A 17,141-nucleotide genomic window follows, 5' to 3' on the forward strand; every position below is an offset into this window, starting at 1 on the left:
TATGGACAGGCAAGATGCCTGTGAAGCGAAGAGTGAATTTTCTTCTTGTGGAACAGGCATCTTGCCTGTTGCTAACAATGGTGCGCTCTGGGATAGAATTTAAAGAACAAATCCCAAAACCTGTTACATCCAACATTCCTCACCTAAAATACAGAAAAGTCTTAACTTAAACTGTATTTAAGTAGCGTGCATTACCCCCAGGAAAGGGCGAATATGTTTCAGACAGCACTCAACAAAGGTACGACAGCAACGGATACAGCGCTTGACGTTGAACTCCGCAAGGTCTTTAAGGTATTTAACGGCGAAACCGCAGTCCGCGGAGTAGACTTCAACATCCGCCAAGGAGAATTTTTTAGCATTCTCGGGCCTAGCGGCTGCGGCAAGACTACGACGCTGCGGTTAATCGCTGGGTTCGAGACTCCCTCGGCGGGCGAATTAATGATTCGCGGCCAGTCGATGACCAACACTCCAGCTTACCGCCGTCCGGTAAATACTGTGTTTCAAAGCTACGCTTTGTTCGGACACATGAATGTCTGGGACAATATCGCTTTTGGATTGCGGATAAAAAAGCTGGGGAAAGCGGAAATTGAAGAACGGGTACGGGAAGTTTTGGCATTGGTGAAAATGGAATCTTTCGCCAACAGGTTTCCCGGTCAAATGTCGGGCGGCCAGCAGCAGCGGGTGGCTTTGGCGAGAGCTCTGGTAAATCGACCGGCGGTTCTGCTGCTGGACGAACCTCTGGGTGCTCTGGATTTGAAGTTGCGGAAGCAGATGCAGTTGGAACTGTCGAATTTGCATCAAGAATTGGGTTTGACTTTTGTGATGGTGACTCACGACCAAGAAGAGGCGATGAGTCTGTCTGACCGGATTGCGGTGATGCACGAGGGGAGGATCGAGCAAATTGGCTCTCCTGAAGAAATTTATGAGTGCCCGCAGACGGCTTTTGTGGCGGATTTTATTGGCGATACGAATTTGTTTGCGGGTACGGTAGAATCGATCGACCGATCGACTATCACAGTTCGCACATCAGCCAATCTGAAAATAGTCGTTCAGCAGTCGGATATGTGGACTGGTGTCACAGGCGACTCTGTGGTGGTCAGCGTCCGGCCGGAAAAAGTATATTTGAATCTCTACCAGCCGGAAGTGTCGGTCAACTGTTTTGAAGGGCGCCTCCAAAATACTATGTACATGGGCACGCACGTTCATTACGTGGTTGAGTTGGCGTCTGGCGATAAAATTACGGTGCGCCAGCCAAATACCGGCGGTTCTTTCCCAGACCCGCACACGCCGATTTACGCTTACTGGGGAACTACTGATTGTCTCGCTTTGACCGATCGAGCATAATTACGAAGGAAGTTCGGCAACGAACACGCGATCGAGATTTAACGGATGTCACGGAGGTCGGGAAGTTCGGCAACGAGCAGTGTACGGGATTTAACGGATTTAACGGATGGATGTTACAGGAAAGTTCGGTAACGAGCAGTGTAAGGGATTTAACCGATTTAATCGAATTTCCCAATCCCTAGTTCCCCAATCTAAAATCTAAAATCTAAAATCTAAAATCGAATTTCCCAATCCCCAATTCCCCAATCTAAAATCTAAAATCTAAAATCTAAAATCGAACTGTGCCTCCGACTAACTTACCAATTTCCAGGATTTTTCCGGCTAATTCTACACGCCGTCAGTTCCTAAAAAATTCGGCGGCGACAATTTCCGGGTTAGCTGTTTCGAGTTGCGGCTGGCGACTTGCAGACGTACAATCGGCTCCTCCCGTCAAAGGTTCGGCAGACCAACTTTTCATCTATACTTGGGCAGGCTATACCGATGACGCTTTGCTCGATCGCTTTGCCGAAAAAACTGGCATTCGCGTAGTGGCCGACGTGTTTAGCTCCAACGAAGAGATGCTGGCGAGAGTTCAAGCCGGTGGCGCCCGCGCCTACAGCATCATTTACCCATCTGACTACATGGTGGTTCAAATGACGGAACTCGGGCTGTTGAGCCCATTAGACCATTCGAGTTTGGGCGGACTCGATCGGCTCAAAAAACAGTTCCAAAACCCTGTCTATGACCCAGGAAACCGCTACAGCGTGCCTTTGAGTTGGGGAACCACAGGCTTGATTTACAACACCGAACAACTCAAAGAAGCTCCTGAAGATTGGAACTATTTGTGGGAACACAAAAAGGAGTTAGCAAAGCGAATGACGCTAGCCAGTGATGTCCGAGAAGTCATGGGCGCTGCGTTGCGGATGCTGGGTTATTCTCTGAATTCTACGAACCAAGAGCAAGTGAAAAAAGCTTACGAAAAGTTGGTGGAACTCAAACCGGCGATCGCATCTTTTACTACTGATGCTTGGCGGCCTCAAATGCTGACGGGGGATTTGAAAGTAGCTATGTGTTATTCTTCTGATGCTAATGAAGTAATTTCAGATAACGATAAATTGAAGTATGTCGTCCCCAAAAGCGGTTCTTCTCTGTGGACTGACACTTTAGTAATTCCTAAAGGTGCTCCGAATCCCGAAGCAGCTTATAAATGGATTAACTTTCTGCTGCAAGGCGATGTCGCTGCTTCTTTAGTAGAGCGGCTCAGTTTTTCAACTCCTTCGGAAGATGCTTTTAGTTTGTTGACGCCGGAAGTCCGCGAAAACGAGATTCTTTTCCCTTCGGAAGATATTTTGAAAAAGTGCGAAGGTGTGGCTCCGGTAGGGAAATTTATGGAAGTGTACGATCGCTATTGGACTCAATTAACCAGCGGCTAATCATCAAACATAGGGCGGGTTTTACACACAATCTCTGATTCTCACCCAATATTTACATAAACCCGCCCCCGTACAGCCCATAGCCCACTCTATCCGTATTATATCCGCGTTAATCCGCGTTCATCGGCGGTTAAAAACTCAATAAAATTGATTTATGGCTGTTTCAACTAGAACTCCCCCTCCTATTCCTCCCAATTCTCCCTTGAAGGCTGAAACTGTTTCCCCGTGGTCGGTCTGGGCTGGACCACTGGCATTGCTCGGCCCTTCTGGCTTGTTGCTGCTTTTATTATTAGTCATACCAACTCTGGTAATTTTTCAGCTTAGTTTGGTGCCGAATATTAAGCCGGGAGATTTAGTGAATCCTTCGGGAATCGCCAACTACCTGCGAGTGTTTGAGCCGCTGAATTTACAGGTGATGGGTCGATCGCTTTTTTTCGCAACGGGGACTACTATTCTGTGTTTGCTGCTGGGATTTCCCGTCGCTTACTGGATCGCCCTCAATGTCTCGAAAAAGTGGCGGAATTTAACTTTGTTAGGCTTTGTGTTGCCGCTGTGGACTTCTTCGCTGTTGCGATCGTATGCTTGGATTACAATTCTGCGTCCTACAGGGGTTCTCAACTCGCTGCTGGCACTTGTAGGCATTCCTCCTCTGGAATTGCTCAATCAAAGTTCCGCAGTTTTAATCGGCATGGCTTACAGTTATTTGCCTTATATCGTGACAATTCTCTACGCTTCTTTGGAAAAGTTAGACCGCAGGTTGCTAGAAGCATCTCAGGATTTGGGCGCCAATCCAGTGGAAACTTTCTGGAAAGTGACAGTACCTCAGACGATGCCGGGAATTGCTGCGGGTTCTTTGCTAGTATTTATTAGCAGTTTGGGCGATTTTGTCGATCCGGAGTTGCTGGGTGGAGCTTCGAGTATGACGGCGGCTCGTTTAATTTACAATCAGTTTTTGGGGGCGACTCAAAATTGGGGGCTGGGTTCGGCTCTGAGTATGGTATTAATCTTTGCAGTGAGTATCGGAATTGCCCTTTTGCTCAAATATGGCGATCGTAATGCAATTTAGGAGGAAGAAGGAAGAAGGAAGAAGGAAGAAGGAAGAAGGAAGAAAACAATCCTAACCTATTACCAATTACCCATTACCAACTACCGATTACCCAGACATGGAAAATACCACCGAAAATCCACAGGAGGAAATACAAGCTGATATGTACTTAAAACCTAAATTTAAGATTTCTTGGCAGGTGATATTTGCCGTTTTGATGTTTTTTTATATGTACCTGCCCATCTTCGTACTCACCTTTTACAGCTTTAACAAATCGCGTTTTAGCGCCGGCTGGGAAGGATTTACTTTAGATTGGTACGTTAAATTATTTAGCGATACGCGGATCTTAATTGCCCTGAGAAACAGCTTAACAGTGGCTGTTTGTGCAGTTGCAATCTCGGCTGTACTCGGCACTTTAATGGCCGTTGGTTTAGCCCGCTACCGCTTTCCTGGCAAGAATTTATATCAGGGAGTTTCCTACTTGCCGATTATTATTCCAGATATTGCGACCGCGGTTGCTACTCTGGTATTTTTAGCGGCGCTGGCTATTCCTCTGAGTTTGTGGACAATTGTCGCCGCTCACGTTGTGTTTTGTCTGGCTTACATCGCTCTAGCTGTTTCTACTAGATTGGCTGATTTAAACCCGTATTTAGAAGAGGCTGCCTTGGATTTGGGTGCAACGCCTGTTGAGGCTTTTATTCAGGTTTTGCTCCCTCAATTAATACCCGGAATAGTTTCGGGTTGTCTGCTGTCTTTTGTCCTCAGCATGGACGATTTTTTGATTGCGAGTTTTACTGCAGGTAGCGGGACTACAACTCTGCCGATGGAAATTTTTAGCCGGATTAGGACTGGGGTGAAACCGGATATTAATGCTCTGAGCGTGCTGTTGATAGTAGGTTCGGGAGGATTGGCATTTTTAGCGGAATATTTGCGCGGCCGGGGCGAGCAAAAACGGGCTCATTAGTCATTAGTCATTGGTGATTAGTCACCAAAAAACCCGGTTTCGTTAAGAAACCGGGTTTATGAAGCGGTGTGGTGCCAAGTACGAACCCTACAAAAGTTCTGCGTGTAGGACCCAATTGCTGCTACTTGGCTGGTAATTTCACTTTAGTAGCCAAACCTAGTGCTTCCAAAACTTGAATTGTCATCCAAGTGAAGTCAATTTCCCACTTTTCCATCCCGTGACGCGCCGAGTATTGATAAGCATGGTGGTTGTTGTGCCAGCCTTCACCGTAAGTCAGGACAGCCACCCACCAACAGTTAGTAGAACTATCGTTTGTTTCGTAGGTGCGGTAGCCAAATTTGTGAGTGGCGCTGTTAACAAACCAGGTGCAGTGATACACCAAAACTAAGCGTACAAAAATTACCCAGACTACAAACGGCCAGCCTGCGGCTAAGTAAAGCAAGACGCCAAAGACGATTTGCATCGGGAGAAAGTAGTTTTGCAAAAACTGGTAAAACGGGTCGCTCGAAATGTCTTTTGTACAGCGGGCAATTTCAGCGTGAGCTGGACCTTTATATAGCATCCAGCCGATGTGACTCCACCAAAAACCCTTTTGGGCATTGTGAGGGTCGAGCGCATTTTGGTCAGAGTTGGTGTGGTGCAATCGGTGCAGCCCAACCCAATCAATTATTCCTCCTTGACAGGCAAGGGCTCCGCAAAATGCTAGAAAGTATTCTACGAATTTTGGTGTCTGAAAACTGCGGTGGGTGAGCATACGATGCCATCCCAGAGTTATTCCCAAACCGCCGGTTATCCAGTGCATGAATACTGTTAAACCAACTGCTGTCCAATTGAAGTTACTGGGTAGCAGTGCGAACAAAGCGCCGATATGAAGTCCTGCTAAACTAATAACGTGCTTCCAATTGTATTGGAGTTTTTCTTGCGTTGCAATTGTCATTCTCTTTTTGATTTCTGATGAGATGCCGAGCTAGATTCACGCATAATAGTTGGGATTGAGCAGTGAACTTTTTTGCTGCACTCTTGCCCAAACTAATAAAGAATCAATGATAGATTTGGGATTAGGATTGAAAAAGATTTACGGTTGTATTTTGAAAATAAAAAATTTGGCTGCCAAACAAAATTTTTTCCTCCCAATTATATTATAACTGATTCTGGTTTTGGTTGGGTCGATCGCACCAGAGGATTCGAGCTTACTTCAACCCAACCTATACCGATCGCAAAAACAGTATTAGTCATTGGTCACGAGCCATTAGTCAAGAACAGATGACCGATCACCAATAACTAATTGCCGATCGCTATTTTTCTGCTAATTTCACTTTGGTTGCCAAACCCAGCGATTGCAGCAGTTGAATTGTCATCCAGGTGAAGTCGATTTCCCACCATTGCAGGCCGTGGCGAGCCGAGTATTGAAAGGCGTGGTGGTTGTTGTGCCAGCCTTCGCCGTAGGTGAGCAGGGCAACCCACCAGCAGTTCGTCGAGCGATCGCCCGACTCGTAGGTGCGGTAGCCGAATTTGTGGGTAGCGCTGTTAACCAGCCAAGTGCAGTGGAACACCACCACGATCCGCATAAACACGCCCCAAACCACGAAAGACCAGCCGCCTAATAAATAAAGCAACACACCGAACACAACTTGGATGGGGATAAAATATGCTTGGAGAAACTTGTATACTGGGTCGTCGCCGATGTCTTTAGTAAAGCGGGGGATTTCAACTCGGATCGGGAGATCCGAGAGCATCCAGCCCATGTGGCTCCACCAGAAGCCTTGATTGGAATCGTGGGGATCTGTTCCGGTGTCGGAATGTATGTGGTGTAACCGGTGCATTCCTACCCAGTCGATCGGGCCACCTTCACAGGAAAGAGTACCGCAAATAACTAGAAAATACTCTAGCCATTTAGGTGTTTGAAAACTGCGGTGGGTGACGAGGCGGTGAAATCCGAGAGTAATTCCTAAACCACCTGTTACCCAATGCAGGAATACTGCTAGCCCGACCGCAGACCAGCTAAAATTACCCGGCAGCAAAGCAAATAAAGCACCGATGTGCAGAAAGGCCATAAAGCCGATGACAGGCCAATCAGGAGAAGTTTTTTTGGAAGTTGCAATCGTCATGAATATATTATGTTTACAAACTAGGGGCCGCATCTACGCCATAATGAACAGCGCGCACGCAAAGGGTGAGCGAGGTATAGATGAATAGCGTTTCACGGCTACAGGAAGCAGAACAGGCACTCTTTCAGATTTTTTCTGGTATTGACGCGACAGTCAAGCAAAATCTTCAACGAGTCTTAAAAGCTTTTCGCAGCCACCGGGTTGGAGTCCACCATTTTGCAGGGGTTACGGGTTACGGCCACGACGATTTGGGTCGGGAGACTTTGGACGGGGTGTTTGCCGAAGTAGTAGGGGCAGAGGCGGCGGCTGTCCGGGTACAGTTTGTTTCAGGTACTCACGCGATCGCCTGTGCTCTTTTTGGCATCCTGCGTCCTGGTGACGAAATGTTGGCAGTGGCTGGTTCTCCCTACGATACTTTAGAAGAAGTGATCGGCTTGCGGGGGCAAGGTCAAGGTTCACTTGTTGAGTTTGGCATTAGTTACCGTGAGTTGCCTCTAACTCGCGAAGGAAGTGTGGATTGGCAGGCATTGAGCTCTACTATTTCAGAAAAAACTCGCCTGGTTTTTATCCAGCGCTCTTGCGGCTATTCTTGGCGGTCGAGTTTGTCTATTTCTGAGATTGAAAAAATCGTCGCCATAGTCAAACATCAGAATCCTAACACAATTTGCTTTGTTGATAATTGTTACGGGGAGTTTGTTGATGATTGCGAACCTACTGCTGTAGGTGCGGATCTGATGGCTGGTTCTTTAATCAAAAATCCGGGGGGTACGATCGTCCCTGCTGGAGGTTACGTCGCCGGCAGGGCGGATCTGGTGGAAGCCGCAACTTGTCGCTTGACAGCGCCGGGAATCGGCAGCAGCGGCGGCGCAACTTTTGATTTGAATCGACTGCTGTTTCAGGGTTTATTTATGGCTCCCGGTTTTGTGGGGGAGGCGATGAAGGGAAATCATTTAACGGCTTATGTTTTTTATAAGTTGGGTTATCGAGTGAATCCTATGCCTTTGGCTAGAAGACGAGATGTGATTCAGGCAATCGAATTCGGTTCTGCTGATAAATTAGTAGCTTTTTGTAAGGCTGTTCAGCAAAATTCTCCCGTGGGTTCTTATTTAGACCCTATCCCAGCTCCGATGCACGGATATGAAAGTCAGTTGGTGATGGCTGGGGGTACTTTTATTGATGGGAGTACGTCGGAGTTTTCGGCTGACGGGCCTCTGCGGGAGCCTTACGTGGCTTTTTGTCAGGGGGGGACTCATTGGACTCATGTATCGATCGCCCTTGAGGCTGCGATCGAGGGTGTGGGCCCAGCTAAGTAGGGCGCGGGCGCACTCCCGTTGATGATGGTGCGCCCTATTGAGGTCGATCGGCGAGATTTGTCACTAATCGACCGTCTTCCATGTAGATAATTCGATCTGCAATATCGAGAATGCGGTTGTCGTGCGTTACTAGCAAAATCGTGCAGCCTTGTTCTTTTGCTAATTTCTGCATAATTTCTACTACATCTCGCCCGGATTTTTTGTCTAAAGCGGCGGTAGGTTCGTCCGCTAAAACTATTTTAGGGCGGCTGACTAACGCACGGGCGATCGCAACTCTTTGTTTCTGTCCTCCCGACAAATTTTCGGGGTAATAATTAGCCCGCTCTCCCAAACCAACTGCTTCTAAGATTGCTATTGACAAAGCATCCATATTCTGATTTAGCATTTCTTTGTGCAGTTCCAAAGACATTCGCACGTTTTGCTTCGCTGTCAAAAATGTCATCAAGTTATGTGCTTGAAAAATATAGCCAATTTGCTTTCTCAACTTAGTTAACTGAGTTTTGCTAGCTCCGCGTATTTCTTGTCCAAGAATTTTTAGACTGCCTTCTTGAGCCGAACGCAGACCGCCTAACATTGTCAATAAAGTTGTTTTGCCGGAACCAGAGGGCCCCGTCATAATGACTATTTCTCCGGGGTTGATGTCGAGATTTATGTCAAATAAGGCTTGTTTTTTGAGAGAGCCTTGACCGAAGTAATGGTTGAGGTTTTGGACTGAAATTACTGGTTCGGTTGCGGTAGTTGGGTTAGCGGGAAAATTTAGGGTTTGCATGGTAATTTTTGGGATTTTTTCTCACCGCAGATGCAGGCAGATTGACGCTGATGAACGCAGATTAGAAGATGTCTGCGGGGTCGGCTGATTGGAGTTTGCGGAGGGCGAGGGCGCCGGAACCAGTACACATCACGATCGTCAAACTTAACACTACAACAGCTCGATTTGTTGTCATCGCAATTGGCAATAAAGTGGCAGATTGTGCTAGCGAATACAGTCCGTTGGCTAAAACCATTCCCGGCATAAAACCTAATACAGCTAATAGCAAAGCTTCCTGAATTAAGACTCCGACTAAATAGCGATCGCTATATCCCATTGCTTTTAAGGTCGCATATTCCGCTAAGTGATCGGAAACGTCCGAGTAAAGAATTTGGTAAACAATAATCAGACCAACAACGAATCCGATAATTGTACCGAATCCGAAAATAAAGCCGATCGGAGTAGCATTTGCCCAATAAGCTTTTTCAATTTCTGCAAATTCTGCTAGGGTTAAAACTTTGACATCATCGGGCAATATAGCTTTGAGCATTGACTGGATTTTTTTGATATCGGCATCGGGTTGTAGGTTGATTAAGCCGACATCAACTTGATCAGGTGTGCGATCGGGAAATAAGTTCATGAATGTAGAATCGCTGGCAATGACATTGCCGTCAGCCACGAAGGAAGTACCGAGAGTAAAGACTCCTCCTACTTGAATATTGCGTTTATTGAGTTCAGTTTCGAGGGTGGATTGTTTGTGAAAAATATTGGCAATCTCGCCGTATTCAGGTCGAGAAGATTGGTCAAACAACACATAATTAAACATTTGAATTTGAGGCAATTTTTGATTAACATCAGGCAAATTAAATGTTATGTTTCCGGGGTCGATTCCAAAAATTAAAATCGATCGAGTAGTGCGGGTTGTGGGATTTCGCCACTCTCCCATACCAATATATAAGGAAGTAACGGATTTTACTCCTTCTACTCCTTGTGCTTGGTAAAGGCGCTCTCGGTTGAAGTCTTTTACCGCAGCAAAAGTTTCAAATTGAGGATTGATTAAAACTAAATCTGTCTGTAAACTTTGGTGCGGCTTAACGGCAGAATCGAATAGTGCATCTTGAAATCCCAGTTGCACAAAAATCAGAATATCTGCAAAGGCAATTCCTGCTATAGCAACAGCGAGGCGGGTTTTTTCTCTAGTTACTTGCAACCATGCAAGGGGTGTTTTGCGAAACATAAATTTTGGTAATTTGGAATTGGAAATTGGGAATTGAGAATTTATTGTTGGTTATTTAAAGCTGTTTATTCAAGTTTGCGTTGCCGCATTAAGAGAAATAAAGGTAAACCGAGGGAAAAACCAACCAGTAAGTTAGTGGCAATATAAATCCACAAGCTTTTCATTTTTAGACGCGAACCTTCGCTAAATACAAAAAACCAAAAAACCACGGAAGAGACGATTACATCCATGCCAAAAAAGCCGGAAATTTGATTTGCAAACAATTGTCCGAAGAAAGCGTTAATATTCAACCCTTTTTCTAAGAGAAACGGGACAAACTGGGAATACGGTAAAACAGTGCCCAGAATACAGAGAACTAAGTATGCAATTTGAAGCATTGGGAAACATCCAGTTTGTTAATCTTAAATCGTTATATTTGCGAGCTTACTCAGCATTACTGAGTGCTTTAATATCAGATTGCATAATTAAGTTAATGTTGCGAGCAATCTTGTCAATTTCCCAATCCCACCACCGAATTTCTAATAGTTGTGCAACTTCAGCATCGCTGAAACGCTGTCTGATTGAATGTGCGGGGTTTCCACCGACAACGGTGTAAGCGGGAACATCTTTTACTACAACTGCATTGGCGGCCACGATTGCACCGTCGCCGATTTTGACTCCCGGCATAATCACCGATTCATAGCCGATCCAAACGTCATTGCCGATCGCAGTATCGCCTTTACTTGGCAGTTCGATTAATAGATTCATTGCTGTTTCCCAACCATTCCCAAAGATGGGAAAAGGATAGGTAGAAATGCCGTCTAATTTGTGATTTGCACCGTTCATAATGAATTTGACGTTAGTGGCGATCGCACAAAATTTACCAATAATTAATTTCTCACTCCCGTAATGGTAAAGTACGTTTCTCTCGAAGTTTTCTGGCTCTATTGGATCGTCATAATATGAGTAATCGCCGACGATAATATTGGGGGATTTTATGAAGTTTTTGAGAAAGCAAACCCGGCGCTGGTCTGCCATCGGATAAGGTCGGTTCGGATCGGGACCAAATTCTGCCATAACTTTCAATCCTCCAAGGTTTTTAGTAAAGACTTTAGTTTTGTTTAATTGCTACTTGTACTTGCAAATTTGTCAATCCTGCAACTTGTTTGCTAGCTTCAGGATTCAGGTGAATTTTTACTTCTACTACTCGGCTATCCAAGTTTTCTCCTGGTTGGTTACTAAAAACATTTTGTTTACTTACTTTTAACCCAATCTCTTTGACAGTTCCCTGCAACTCTCCTGAAAATGCTTGGCTAGTTAGGGCTGCTTTTTGTCCGAGTTTAATTTTGCTAATCTCGGTTTGATAAACTTCCGCCACGACTACCATTTGATTGGTTTCTCCTAAGTCTGCAATGCCGTTATCACTAATTTTTTCACCAGCACGAGTATGAATTTTCAGGATTTTTCCAGCATTTGGCGTGCGAATGGAAGCTTGATTTAGTTCGGTTTGGGCGCGCTTAACTTGGGCGATCGCACTTTCGATCTCAGCTTCGGCTGCTTGCACGTCCACGGGGCGCACTTCGGCTATTTTGTCAAGAGTTGATTTCGCTTCTTCTAGTTGTTCGATGCCAGTTTCTTGAATGCGTTTGAGTATTGATTGAGCTTCGTTAAGCTGCTGGATTGATGTAGTGTTAATGCGAGTTAGGTTTGCTTCTGCTTCGTTAATTTGCTGTTTAGCTGTATTGTTAATGCGATCGAGGTTTGCTTGCGCTTCTTCAAGTTGCTGCTTTGCGGTATTATTAATTCTGCTGAGATTAGCTTGTGCTTCTTTAATTTGCTGGCGACTTGTTTCTAATGCCAGCCGCTTAGTATCTCTTACGGATTTAGAAATTGCACCTTCACCCGCGAGTTGCTGATGCCGGAAATCTTCAGTTTTAGCATTATTAAACTCGGCTTGCAATTTGTCGATCGCTGCTATTTGTGCAGTTTTTTCTCCTTGCCATTGTGCCGCTATTCGGCTAATTGTTGCCTGTTGTGCTTTCCTCTCCCCTTGCCACTGGGCGGTGATACGGCTGATAGCTGCCTGCTGTGCGGTTCTGTCGCCTTGCCATTGTGCTTGCAGACGATCGACTGTTGCTTGTTGTGCAGTTTTGTTGCCTTGCAGTTCCGCTTCTAGCTTGCCAATTGTGGCAGATTGTGCGGCAAGTTCTCCCGACTTTGCACCAGCTTTTACTTGTGCTAAACGGGATCGAGCAACTTTGACTTTCTCTTGAGTTTCATCTAAAACAGATTGCAGCCGATCGCGCGCATCCAAAATCGCGATTAGTTGTCCTGCTTTGACTCGATCGCCCTCTTTCACTAAAAGCTGGGAAATGCGATCGCCATCTAAAGTTTGCGATACTCCCAAGCGAACCACTTCTCCTTGCGGTTCCAATCTTCCCAATGCTGTTATTTTCCTCACTGGCGGTGTTTCTGCTGGCAAAGGTTCCGTATTTTGTGCCAACGGTGCAAACTGAGAAATCCCGTAAAAAGCTGTGCCGGTGGTAATGATGCTGCCAGCAATTGCCATTCCGATTACTAATCGATTTTTAGGTTTGATAAAAGATTGAAAGTTCATACTTGTCCTCTATTTGCAGCTAGGTTTTTTCTAAATAAGCGAGTAACATCTCTTTTAGTACAATCGATTGTTCTGCAATAGATATTCTTTCACCTTGATAAAACCTTCTTACCAGCAAACCGTCAGCATAACAAATGATAAATTTAGCGATCGCTGGATCGGAGATCCCTAAGTAGCAATTTACTGCCTCTTCGTAACGCTTTCCCGATTGCTGAAGCGCTTGATTATTATTAATTTCTTGGCGATTTTTTTGTTGGCAAAAATCAAATGTTATTAACAAACTTTTCAGAACGTAATCCTCATTTTTGCTGATGTAATCCATCAGTTTTTCAATTTTTTTTGCTAGGCTTGGCGGATTTCCCAATTCAGCAAGTGCTTCTTCTTTTGTATCTTCATAGCTCAAGTATTCGATTAACTGCTCGAACAAACTTTCTTTACTCGGGAAGTAGTGGTAAAGGGTTCCTGTAGAAACTCCGATTCCCGATCCAATTTCGCGCATAGTTACTGAGGAGTAACCTTTTTCGGCAAAGATCTCAAAGCATTTGTTGAGTAGTTCTTTGCGGTATTGATCGCGGTCAACTATTTTTGGCATGGGTGAATAGATTTTAGATTTTATATTATCTAAAGTCTAAAATTTATTGGTCTGATAATTCTATATCGAACGTGCGATATAGTATCCATCGCTACAAAATTGATTTTTTGGGTTAGCAGGCGGAATTGATATATATCGAACAATCGTTATATTTAATAAAACACAGAGTTGTAGAGTTTGTCAAGGGGTGAGGGAGAATTTTTTGGTCGATCGCCCTGCCAGAAATGAGACAAAATGGTAAAAGCCAACATCCGTCGGCTTTCGGAAGCGCTATAAAATGCCAAATTAAGATTAAAGAAGCGATCCAAGTGAGAGAATTTATGAGAGTACGAACCTACGAAATCGGCGATACCCAACAAATTGTAAAACTGTTTTACGACACGGTACACGAAGTAAACATCCGCGATTACACAAAAGCACAAGTAGATGCTTGGGCACCAGCAGATATCGATATCGAAAGTTGGACTAAAAGTTTAAGCAGTAAATTTACTTTTGTAGCAGAAGAGGGTGAGAAGATTGCAGGTTTTGGGGAATTAGAAGCAAGCGGCCATATCGATCGCTTTTACTGCCATCAAGATTTTCAAAGGCAAGGAGTTGGCAGGCTAATTTTAAAACAAATTGAGTCAAAAGCCCAAGACTTAGGAATTAAAAAGTTATTTACCGAAGCCAGTATTACAGCTCGACCTTTTTTTGAAACCCAGGGATTTATTGTGATTAGAAAACAAGAAGTAGAACGGAGAGGACAAAAATTCATCAACTTTTCAATGGAAAAAAATATATAAACAACGATTTGTGTAAAATTAGATCGAAGAGTTTTACTGAGGAGTTGCGATCGTGACGGAAGCTACAAATGTGCTGGGCGGAAAGTTAGAGACTTGCTGCACTTCGCCAATGACAGGATATTATCGGGACGGCAAATGCAATACAGGTGGTGGCGACTTTGGGGCTCACACTGTTTGTGCTCAACTGACGGAAGAGTTTTTGCAATTCACCAAGTCGAATGGAAATGATTTGAGCACTCCGGTTCCCGAATTTAACTTTCCCGGTTTGAAACCTGGGGATTGCTGGTGCTTGTGCGCGTCTAGGTGGAAGGAAGCAATGGATGCGGGAGTTGCGCCGCCTGTGGTTTTGGCTGCGACTCACGCCTTGACTGTGGAATACGTTTCTCTGGATGAATTGAAGCAGCACGCTGCTGATTTGTAGGAAGCTGTTGGTGTGCGATCGCTTTTAGTCAATAAGGGCGATCGGGTTTTTCTGATGAATAGCAAATTTATCCTTCGTAACTCAAATATTTAATTGCGATCGGGCGTCACTGTAAAGTTTTATGGTTGAGTTTGTGGTTCCCACTTACAGATAGACTCTGGTTTGAGAGGGCAGGTTTTGGGAGCGATCGGATTTCCGCTGAGGTAGAGTTCAGTCAGTTTAGGGAAAGATGCTAGCGGTTCGATGTCGCCGATTTGATTGTTTTCAAGTGAGAGCAAAGTCAGCTTAGTCAAGGATGCTAGCGGTTTGATATCAACGATTTGATTGTTGTTGAGCCAAAGAATCTCCAGTTTAGTCAAGAATTCTAGGGGTTTCAGATTAGCGATCTCATTCTTGTTAAGTGATAGCCCTTCCAGGTTAGTCAAGGATGCTAGCGGTTTGATATCACCGATTTGATTCGAGCTGAGGTTAATCCCTTCCAGGTTAGTCAAGGATGCTAGTGATTTGATTTCACTAATCTGATTGCTGCTGAGGTCGATAAAAGTCAGTTTCATCAAAGATGCTAGCGGTTTGATGTCACTAATTTGGTTGCCAGCGAGATCGATCCCTTCCAGGTTAGTCAAAGATGCTAGTGGCTTGATGTCGTCAATCTGATTGCTGCGGAGGAAAAGCCCTTTCAGGTTAGTCAAAGATGCTAGCGGTTTGATGTCATCGAGCTGATTTTCGATGAGGACGATTTCAGTCAGGTTAGTTAAGGATGCTAGCGGTTTGATGTCGCCGATCTGATTGTTCCCGATGTTGAGCACTTTCAGGTTAACCAAGGATGCTAGCGGTTTGATGTCAACGATCTGATTGCTGCTGAGGTTGAGCAAAGTCAGGTTAGTCAAAGATGCTAGCGGTTTGATGTCGGTGATAGAACAGTTGATGAGCCGGAGAACGTTCAGGTTAGTTAAGGATGCTAGCGGTCTGAGGTCGCTGATTCCTTGCTTCGTAAAGCTAATTCCTGTGATACTAGAAAGTTGGCGATCACCCTCATCGCACTCAGTAGTTCCTGCTATTTTTAACAGCATATCAACAGTATGTTTAGCTTCTGGACTCAAAGAATCTTTTTCGCGACACCATTGAGCAAATGTTTTGTTTCCCGATCGCACTTCTGCTGCTGCTTTCCCCGACACTCCATTTCCAGATAATGCTAGAATCGCACAACCAGTAAGTGCGATCGACTTTTGTAACTTCCTGTGTTTCTGTACAACTATGAGTGTCATAATCTTGTACCTCTAATTTTCCCCACTGTATACAACAAAGACACTGCCTTACCGTGTCCCTGCAAAACAGCTATTACAAACTCTCTTAATCACTTCACTCAGGCAACTTATACTAATTAGTAGGTGCGTCAGTTTGCATGATATTCTGTGCCCAGCGAGGATATTTCCACGTTCCGCACCCTACGCAACTAATTAATATCAACTCCCACCAAATCTGCCACAACTTTCTCCAATCCAGCTATCACCTTCGCCGTCCGTTCCCAGTCAACCTTATCGGGTGTATCTTGCGCCGTGTGATAGTAAGGATAGCGATAGGGAGCAGTATCTGTCACCATCAGCCCTGGATAACCATGTTGCCAAAAAGACCATTGATCTGACCAACCAACACCAGGAATGCCACCCGGAATTGCTGCACCTTCCGAGGGAAATTCAGCATGGCGGCGGAAAGATGCGATCGCCTCTCTAACCAGTTTACTTGAGGATGTATTGCCAATAAATCCGATAAAGTTTCCCGACGTAGGATAAAAAAGGTTTAATGGTGCTGGATATTTCTGACTGTTTTTCGCATCTGAGTAATAACCAATTGTTTCTAAACTGAGCATCGAAACAATTTTTTCATTACGCTCTCTGCATCTTTTGGCATAAACCAAACTCCCCATATCAGCAGTCCAGAAAAAAGGCGGTTCCTCATTCACAAACTCAACAAAACGCACAGTTTTTTCAGGCTTTTTATCCGCAAACATTCTAGCTAAAGCCAGCACTCCCGCCGCCCCAGTTGCGTTATCATTTGCCCCTGGACTCCCCACCACAGAATCATAATGTGCCCCAATTACAACTATTTCATCTGCCTTTTTCCCGCCGGGAATCTCAACTTCTATGTTATAATAAAATTTATCATCAATTTTATATCCTTGTCGTTCTACTTTATAGCCAGCAGTTTGAAATGATCCTTCGAGAAAGTCAGCGGCTTCTCCAAGTTTTTGATATTGTATAAAGTTGCGCTCTCCGATTTCACCAGAGAGCTTTTCCACATCGCGCTCTAAAGCGTCTCGGAGCGAGATTTCCTGTGCTGTTAAAGGGGGAATTGTCCCGCTGTAGCTTTTCCCTGGCATTGCAATCATACTCAACCATATCCCACTAATCAGGCTAATTAAGATTGTACTAAGGATAGCCAGTCTAGTTAACGTTCCGCGATTCCATAATTCGATTTTCCCCAATTGCATCTGGCGGGGTGACAACCCCGCCGGAACTCAGACAGGGCTGGTATTTGACCGACTTGTGTTAAAAAAAGATAGGTCAGATGAAAGTTACACT

General features: G+C 44.8%; 18 protein-coding genes. 8 read left to right on the top strand and 10 right to left on the bottom strand.

Annotation, left to right across the window (positions count from 1 at the left end; translation table 11 throughout):
* Nucleotides 1-213: 213 nt before the first annotated feature.
* The 5 genes from E5S67_RS13295 (at nt 214) to E5S67_RS13315 (ending at nt 4,765) form a co-directional block, all read left to right on the top strand.
* Nucleotides 214-1,344, top strand: coding sequence for an ABC transporter ATP-binding protein (locus E5S67_RS13295; protein WP_172187895.1), 1,131 nt, complete (start codon nt 214-216; stop codon nt 1,342-1,344).
* Entirely contained in the window at nt 1,317-1,526 is a 210-nt protein-coding gene (locus E5S67_RS13300) for a hypothetical protein (protein ID WP_172187897.1), read from the top strand. Before E5S67_RS13295 ends, E5S67_RS13300 begins: the two co-directional genes overlap by 28 nt.
* Before the next feature lie 99 nt (nt 1,527-1,625).
* The gene (locus E5S67_RS13305; RefSeq protein WP_172187900.1) at nt 1,626-2,756 is read left to right on the top strand and encodes an extracellular solute-binding protein; all 1,131 of its coding nucleotides are present in this window, start codon (nt 1,626-1,628) and stop codon (nt 2,754-2,756) included.
* 154 nt (nt 2,757-2,910) lie between these two features.
* A complete protein-coding gene (locus tag E5S67_RS13310; protein ID WP_172187902.1) occupies nt 2,911-3,822 on the top strand; it encodes an ABC transporter permease in 912 nt (303 codons plus the stop codon).
* Nucleotides 3,823-3,919: 97 nt separating this feature from the next.
* The gene (locus E5S67_RS13315) at nt 3,920-4,765 is read left to right on the top strand and encodes an ABC transporter permease (RefSeq protein WP_172187904.1); all 846 of its coding nucleotides are present in this window, start codon (nt 3,920-3,922) and stop codon (nt 4,763-4,765) included.
* Between the two features lie 121 nt (nt 4,766-4,886).
* Here E5S67_RS13315 and E5S67_RS13320 read toward each other — a convergent pair whose 3' ends face one another.
* Nucleotides 4,887-5,702 (bottom strand): acyl-CoA desaturase, encoded by an 816-nt coding sequence (locus E5S67_RS13320; protein ID WP_172187906.1) that lies wholly within the window; start codon nt 5,700-5,702, stop codon nt 4,887-4,889.
* 358 nt (nt 5,703-6,060) lie between these two features.
* Nucleotides 6,061-6,873 carry an acyl-CoA desaturase gene (locus E5S67_RS13325; protein ID WP_172187909.1) on the bottom strand — a complete coding sequence of 271 codons (813 nt, stop codon included), beginning with the start codon at nt 6,871-6,873 and terminating at the stop codon, nt 6,061-6,063.
* 80 nt (nt 6,874-6,953) lie between these two features.
* Between E5S67_RS13325 and E5S67_RS13330 the strand changes: the two genes are divergently transcribed.
* Nucleotides 6,954-8,186, top strand: a complete 1,233-nt coding sequence (locus E5S67_RS13330) for a methionine gamma-lyase family protein (protein WP_172187911.1) — start codon at nt 6,954-6,956, stop codon at nt 8,184-8,186.
* Nucleotides 8,187-8,220: 34 nt separating this feature from the next.
* On the opposite strand, the gene E5S67_RS13335 is transcribed toward E5S67_RS13330, so the two are convergent.
* From E5S67_RS13335 to E5S67_RS13360, 6 genes are all read right to left on the bottom strand, one after another.
* Entirely contained in the window at nt 8,221-8,955 is a 735-nt protein-coding gene (locus tag E5S67_RS13335) for a DevA family ABC transporter ATP-binding protein (protein WP_172187913.1), read from the bottom strand.
* 61 nt (nt 8,956-9,016) lie between these two features.
* Nucleotides 9,017-10,171 (bottom strand): ABC transporter permease DevC, encoded by a 1,155-nt coding sequence (gene devC / locus E5S67_RS13340; RefSeq protein WP_172187915.1) that lies wholly within the window; start codon nt 10,169-10,171, stop codon nt 9,017-9,019.
* Nucleotides 10,172-10,236: 65 nt separating this feature from the next.
* On the bottom strand, nt 10,237-10,548 hold the full coding sequence (locus E5S67_RS13345; protein ID WP_172187918.1) for a DUF2834 domain-containing protein: 312 nt from the start codon (nt 10,546-10,548) through the stop codon (nt 10,237-10,239).
* Between the two features lie 46 nt (nt 10,549-10,594).
* Nucleotides 10,595-11,227: a Vat family streptogramin A O-acetyltransferase gene (locus E5S67_RS13350; protein ID WP_172187920.1), complete on the bottom strand. Its 633-nt coding sequence runs from the start codon at nt 11,225-11,227 to the stop codon at nt 10,595-10,597.
* Nucleotides 11,228-11,261: 34 nt separating this feature from the next.
* Nucleotides 11,262-12,767 (bottom strand): efflux RND transporter periplasmic adaptor subunit, encoded by a 1,506-nt coding sequence (locus E5S67_RS13355; protein WP_172187922.1) that lies wholly within the window; start codon nt 12,765-12,767, stop codon nt 11,262-11,264.
* Between the two features lie 19 nt (nt 12,768-12,786).
* Nucleotides 12,787-13,359, bottom strand: coding sequence for a TetR/AcrR family transcriptional regulator (locus E5S67_RS13360; protein WP_172187924.1), 573 nt, complete (start codon nt 13,357-13,359; stop codon nt 12,787-12,789).
* A gap of 320 nt (nt 13,360-13,679) precedes the next feature.
* On the opposite strand from E5S67_RS13360, the gene E5S67_RS13365 reads away from it, so the two are divergent.
* Nucleotides 13,680-14,141 (top strand): GNAT family N-acetyltransferase, encoded by a 462-nt coding sequence (locus tag E5S67_RS13365; protein WP_172187926.1) that lies wholly within the window; start codon nt 13,680-13,682, stop codon nt 14,139-14,141.
* 49 nt (nt 14,142-14,190) lie between these two features.
* Entirely contained in the window at nt 14,191-14,562 is a 372-nt protein-coding gene (locus tag E5S67_RS13370) for a DUF2237 family protein (protein WP_339382862.1), read from the top strand.
* A 119-nt stretch (nt 14,563-14,681) separates the two neighbouring features.
* On the opposite strand, the gene E5S67_RS13375 is transcribed toward E5S67_RS13370, so the two are convergent.
* Both E5S67_RS13375 and E5S67_RS13380 read right to left on the bottom strand, forming a co-directional pair.
* Complete coding sequence (locus E5S67_RS13375; RefSeq protein ID WP_172187930.1) at nt 14,682-15,827, bottom strand: leucine-rich repeat domain-containing protein; 1,146 nt, start codon at nt 15,825-15,827, stop codon at nt 14,682-14,684.
* Nucleotides 15,828-16,015: 188 nt separating this feature from the next.
* The gene (locus tag E5S67_RS13380; protein ID WP_172187932.1) at nt 16,016-17,050 is read right to left on the bottom strand and encodes a M28 family peptidase; all 1,035 of its coding nucleotides are present in this window, start codon (nt 17,048-17,050) and stop codon (nt 16,016-16,018) included.
* Nucleotides 17,051-17,141 lie beyond the last annotated feature (91 nt).

The sequence above is a fragment of the Microcoleus asticus IPMA8 genome, assembly GCF_013179805.1.
In the GTDB taxonomy this organism is placed as follows: domain Bacteria; phylum Cyanobacteriota; class Cyanobacteriia; order Cyanobacteriales; family Microcoleaceae; genus Microcoleus; species Microcoleus asticus.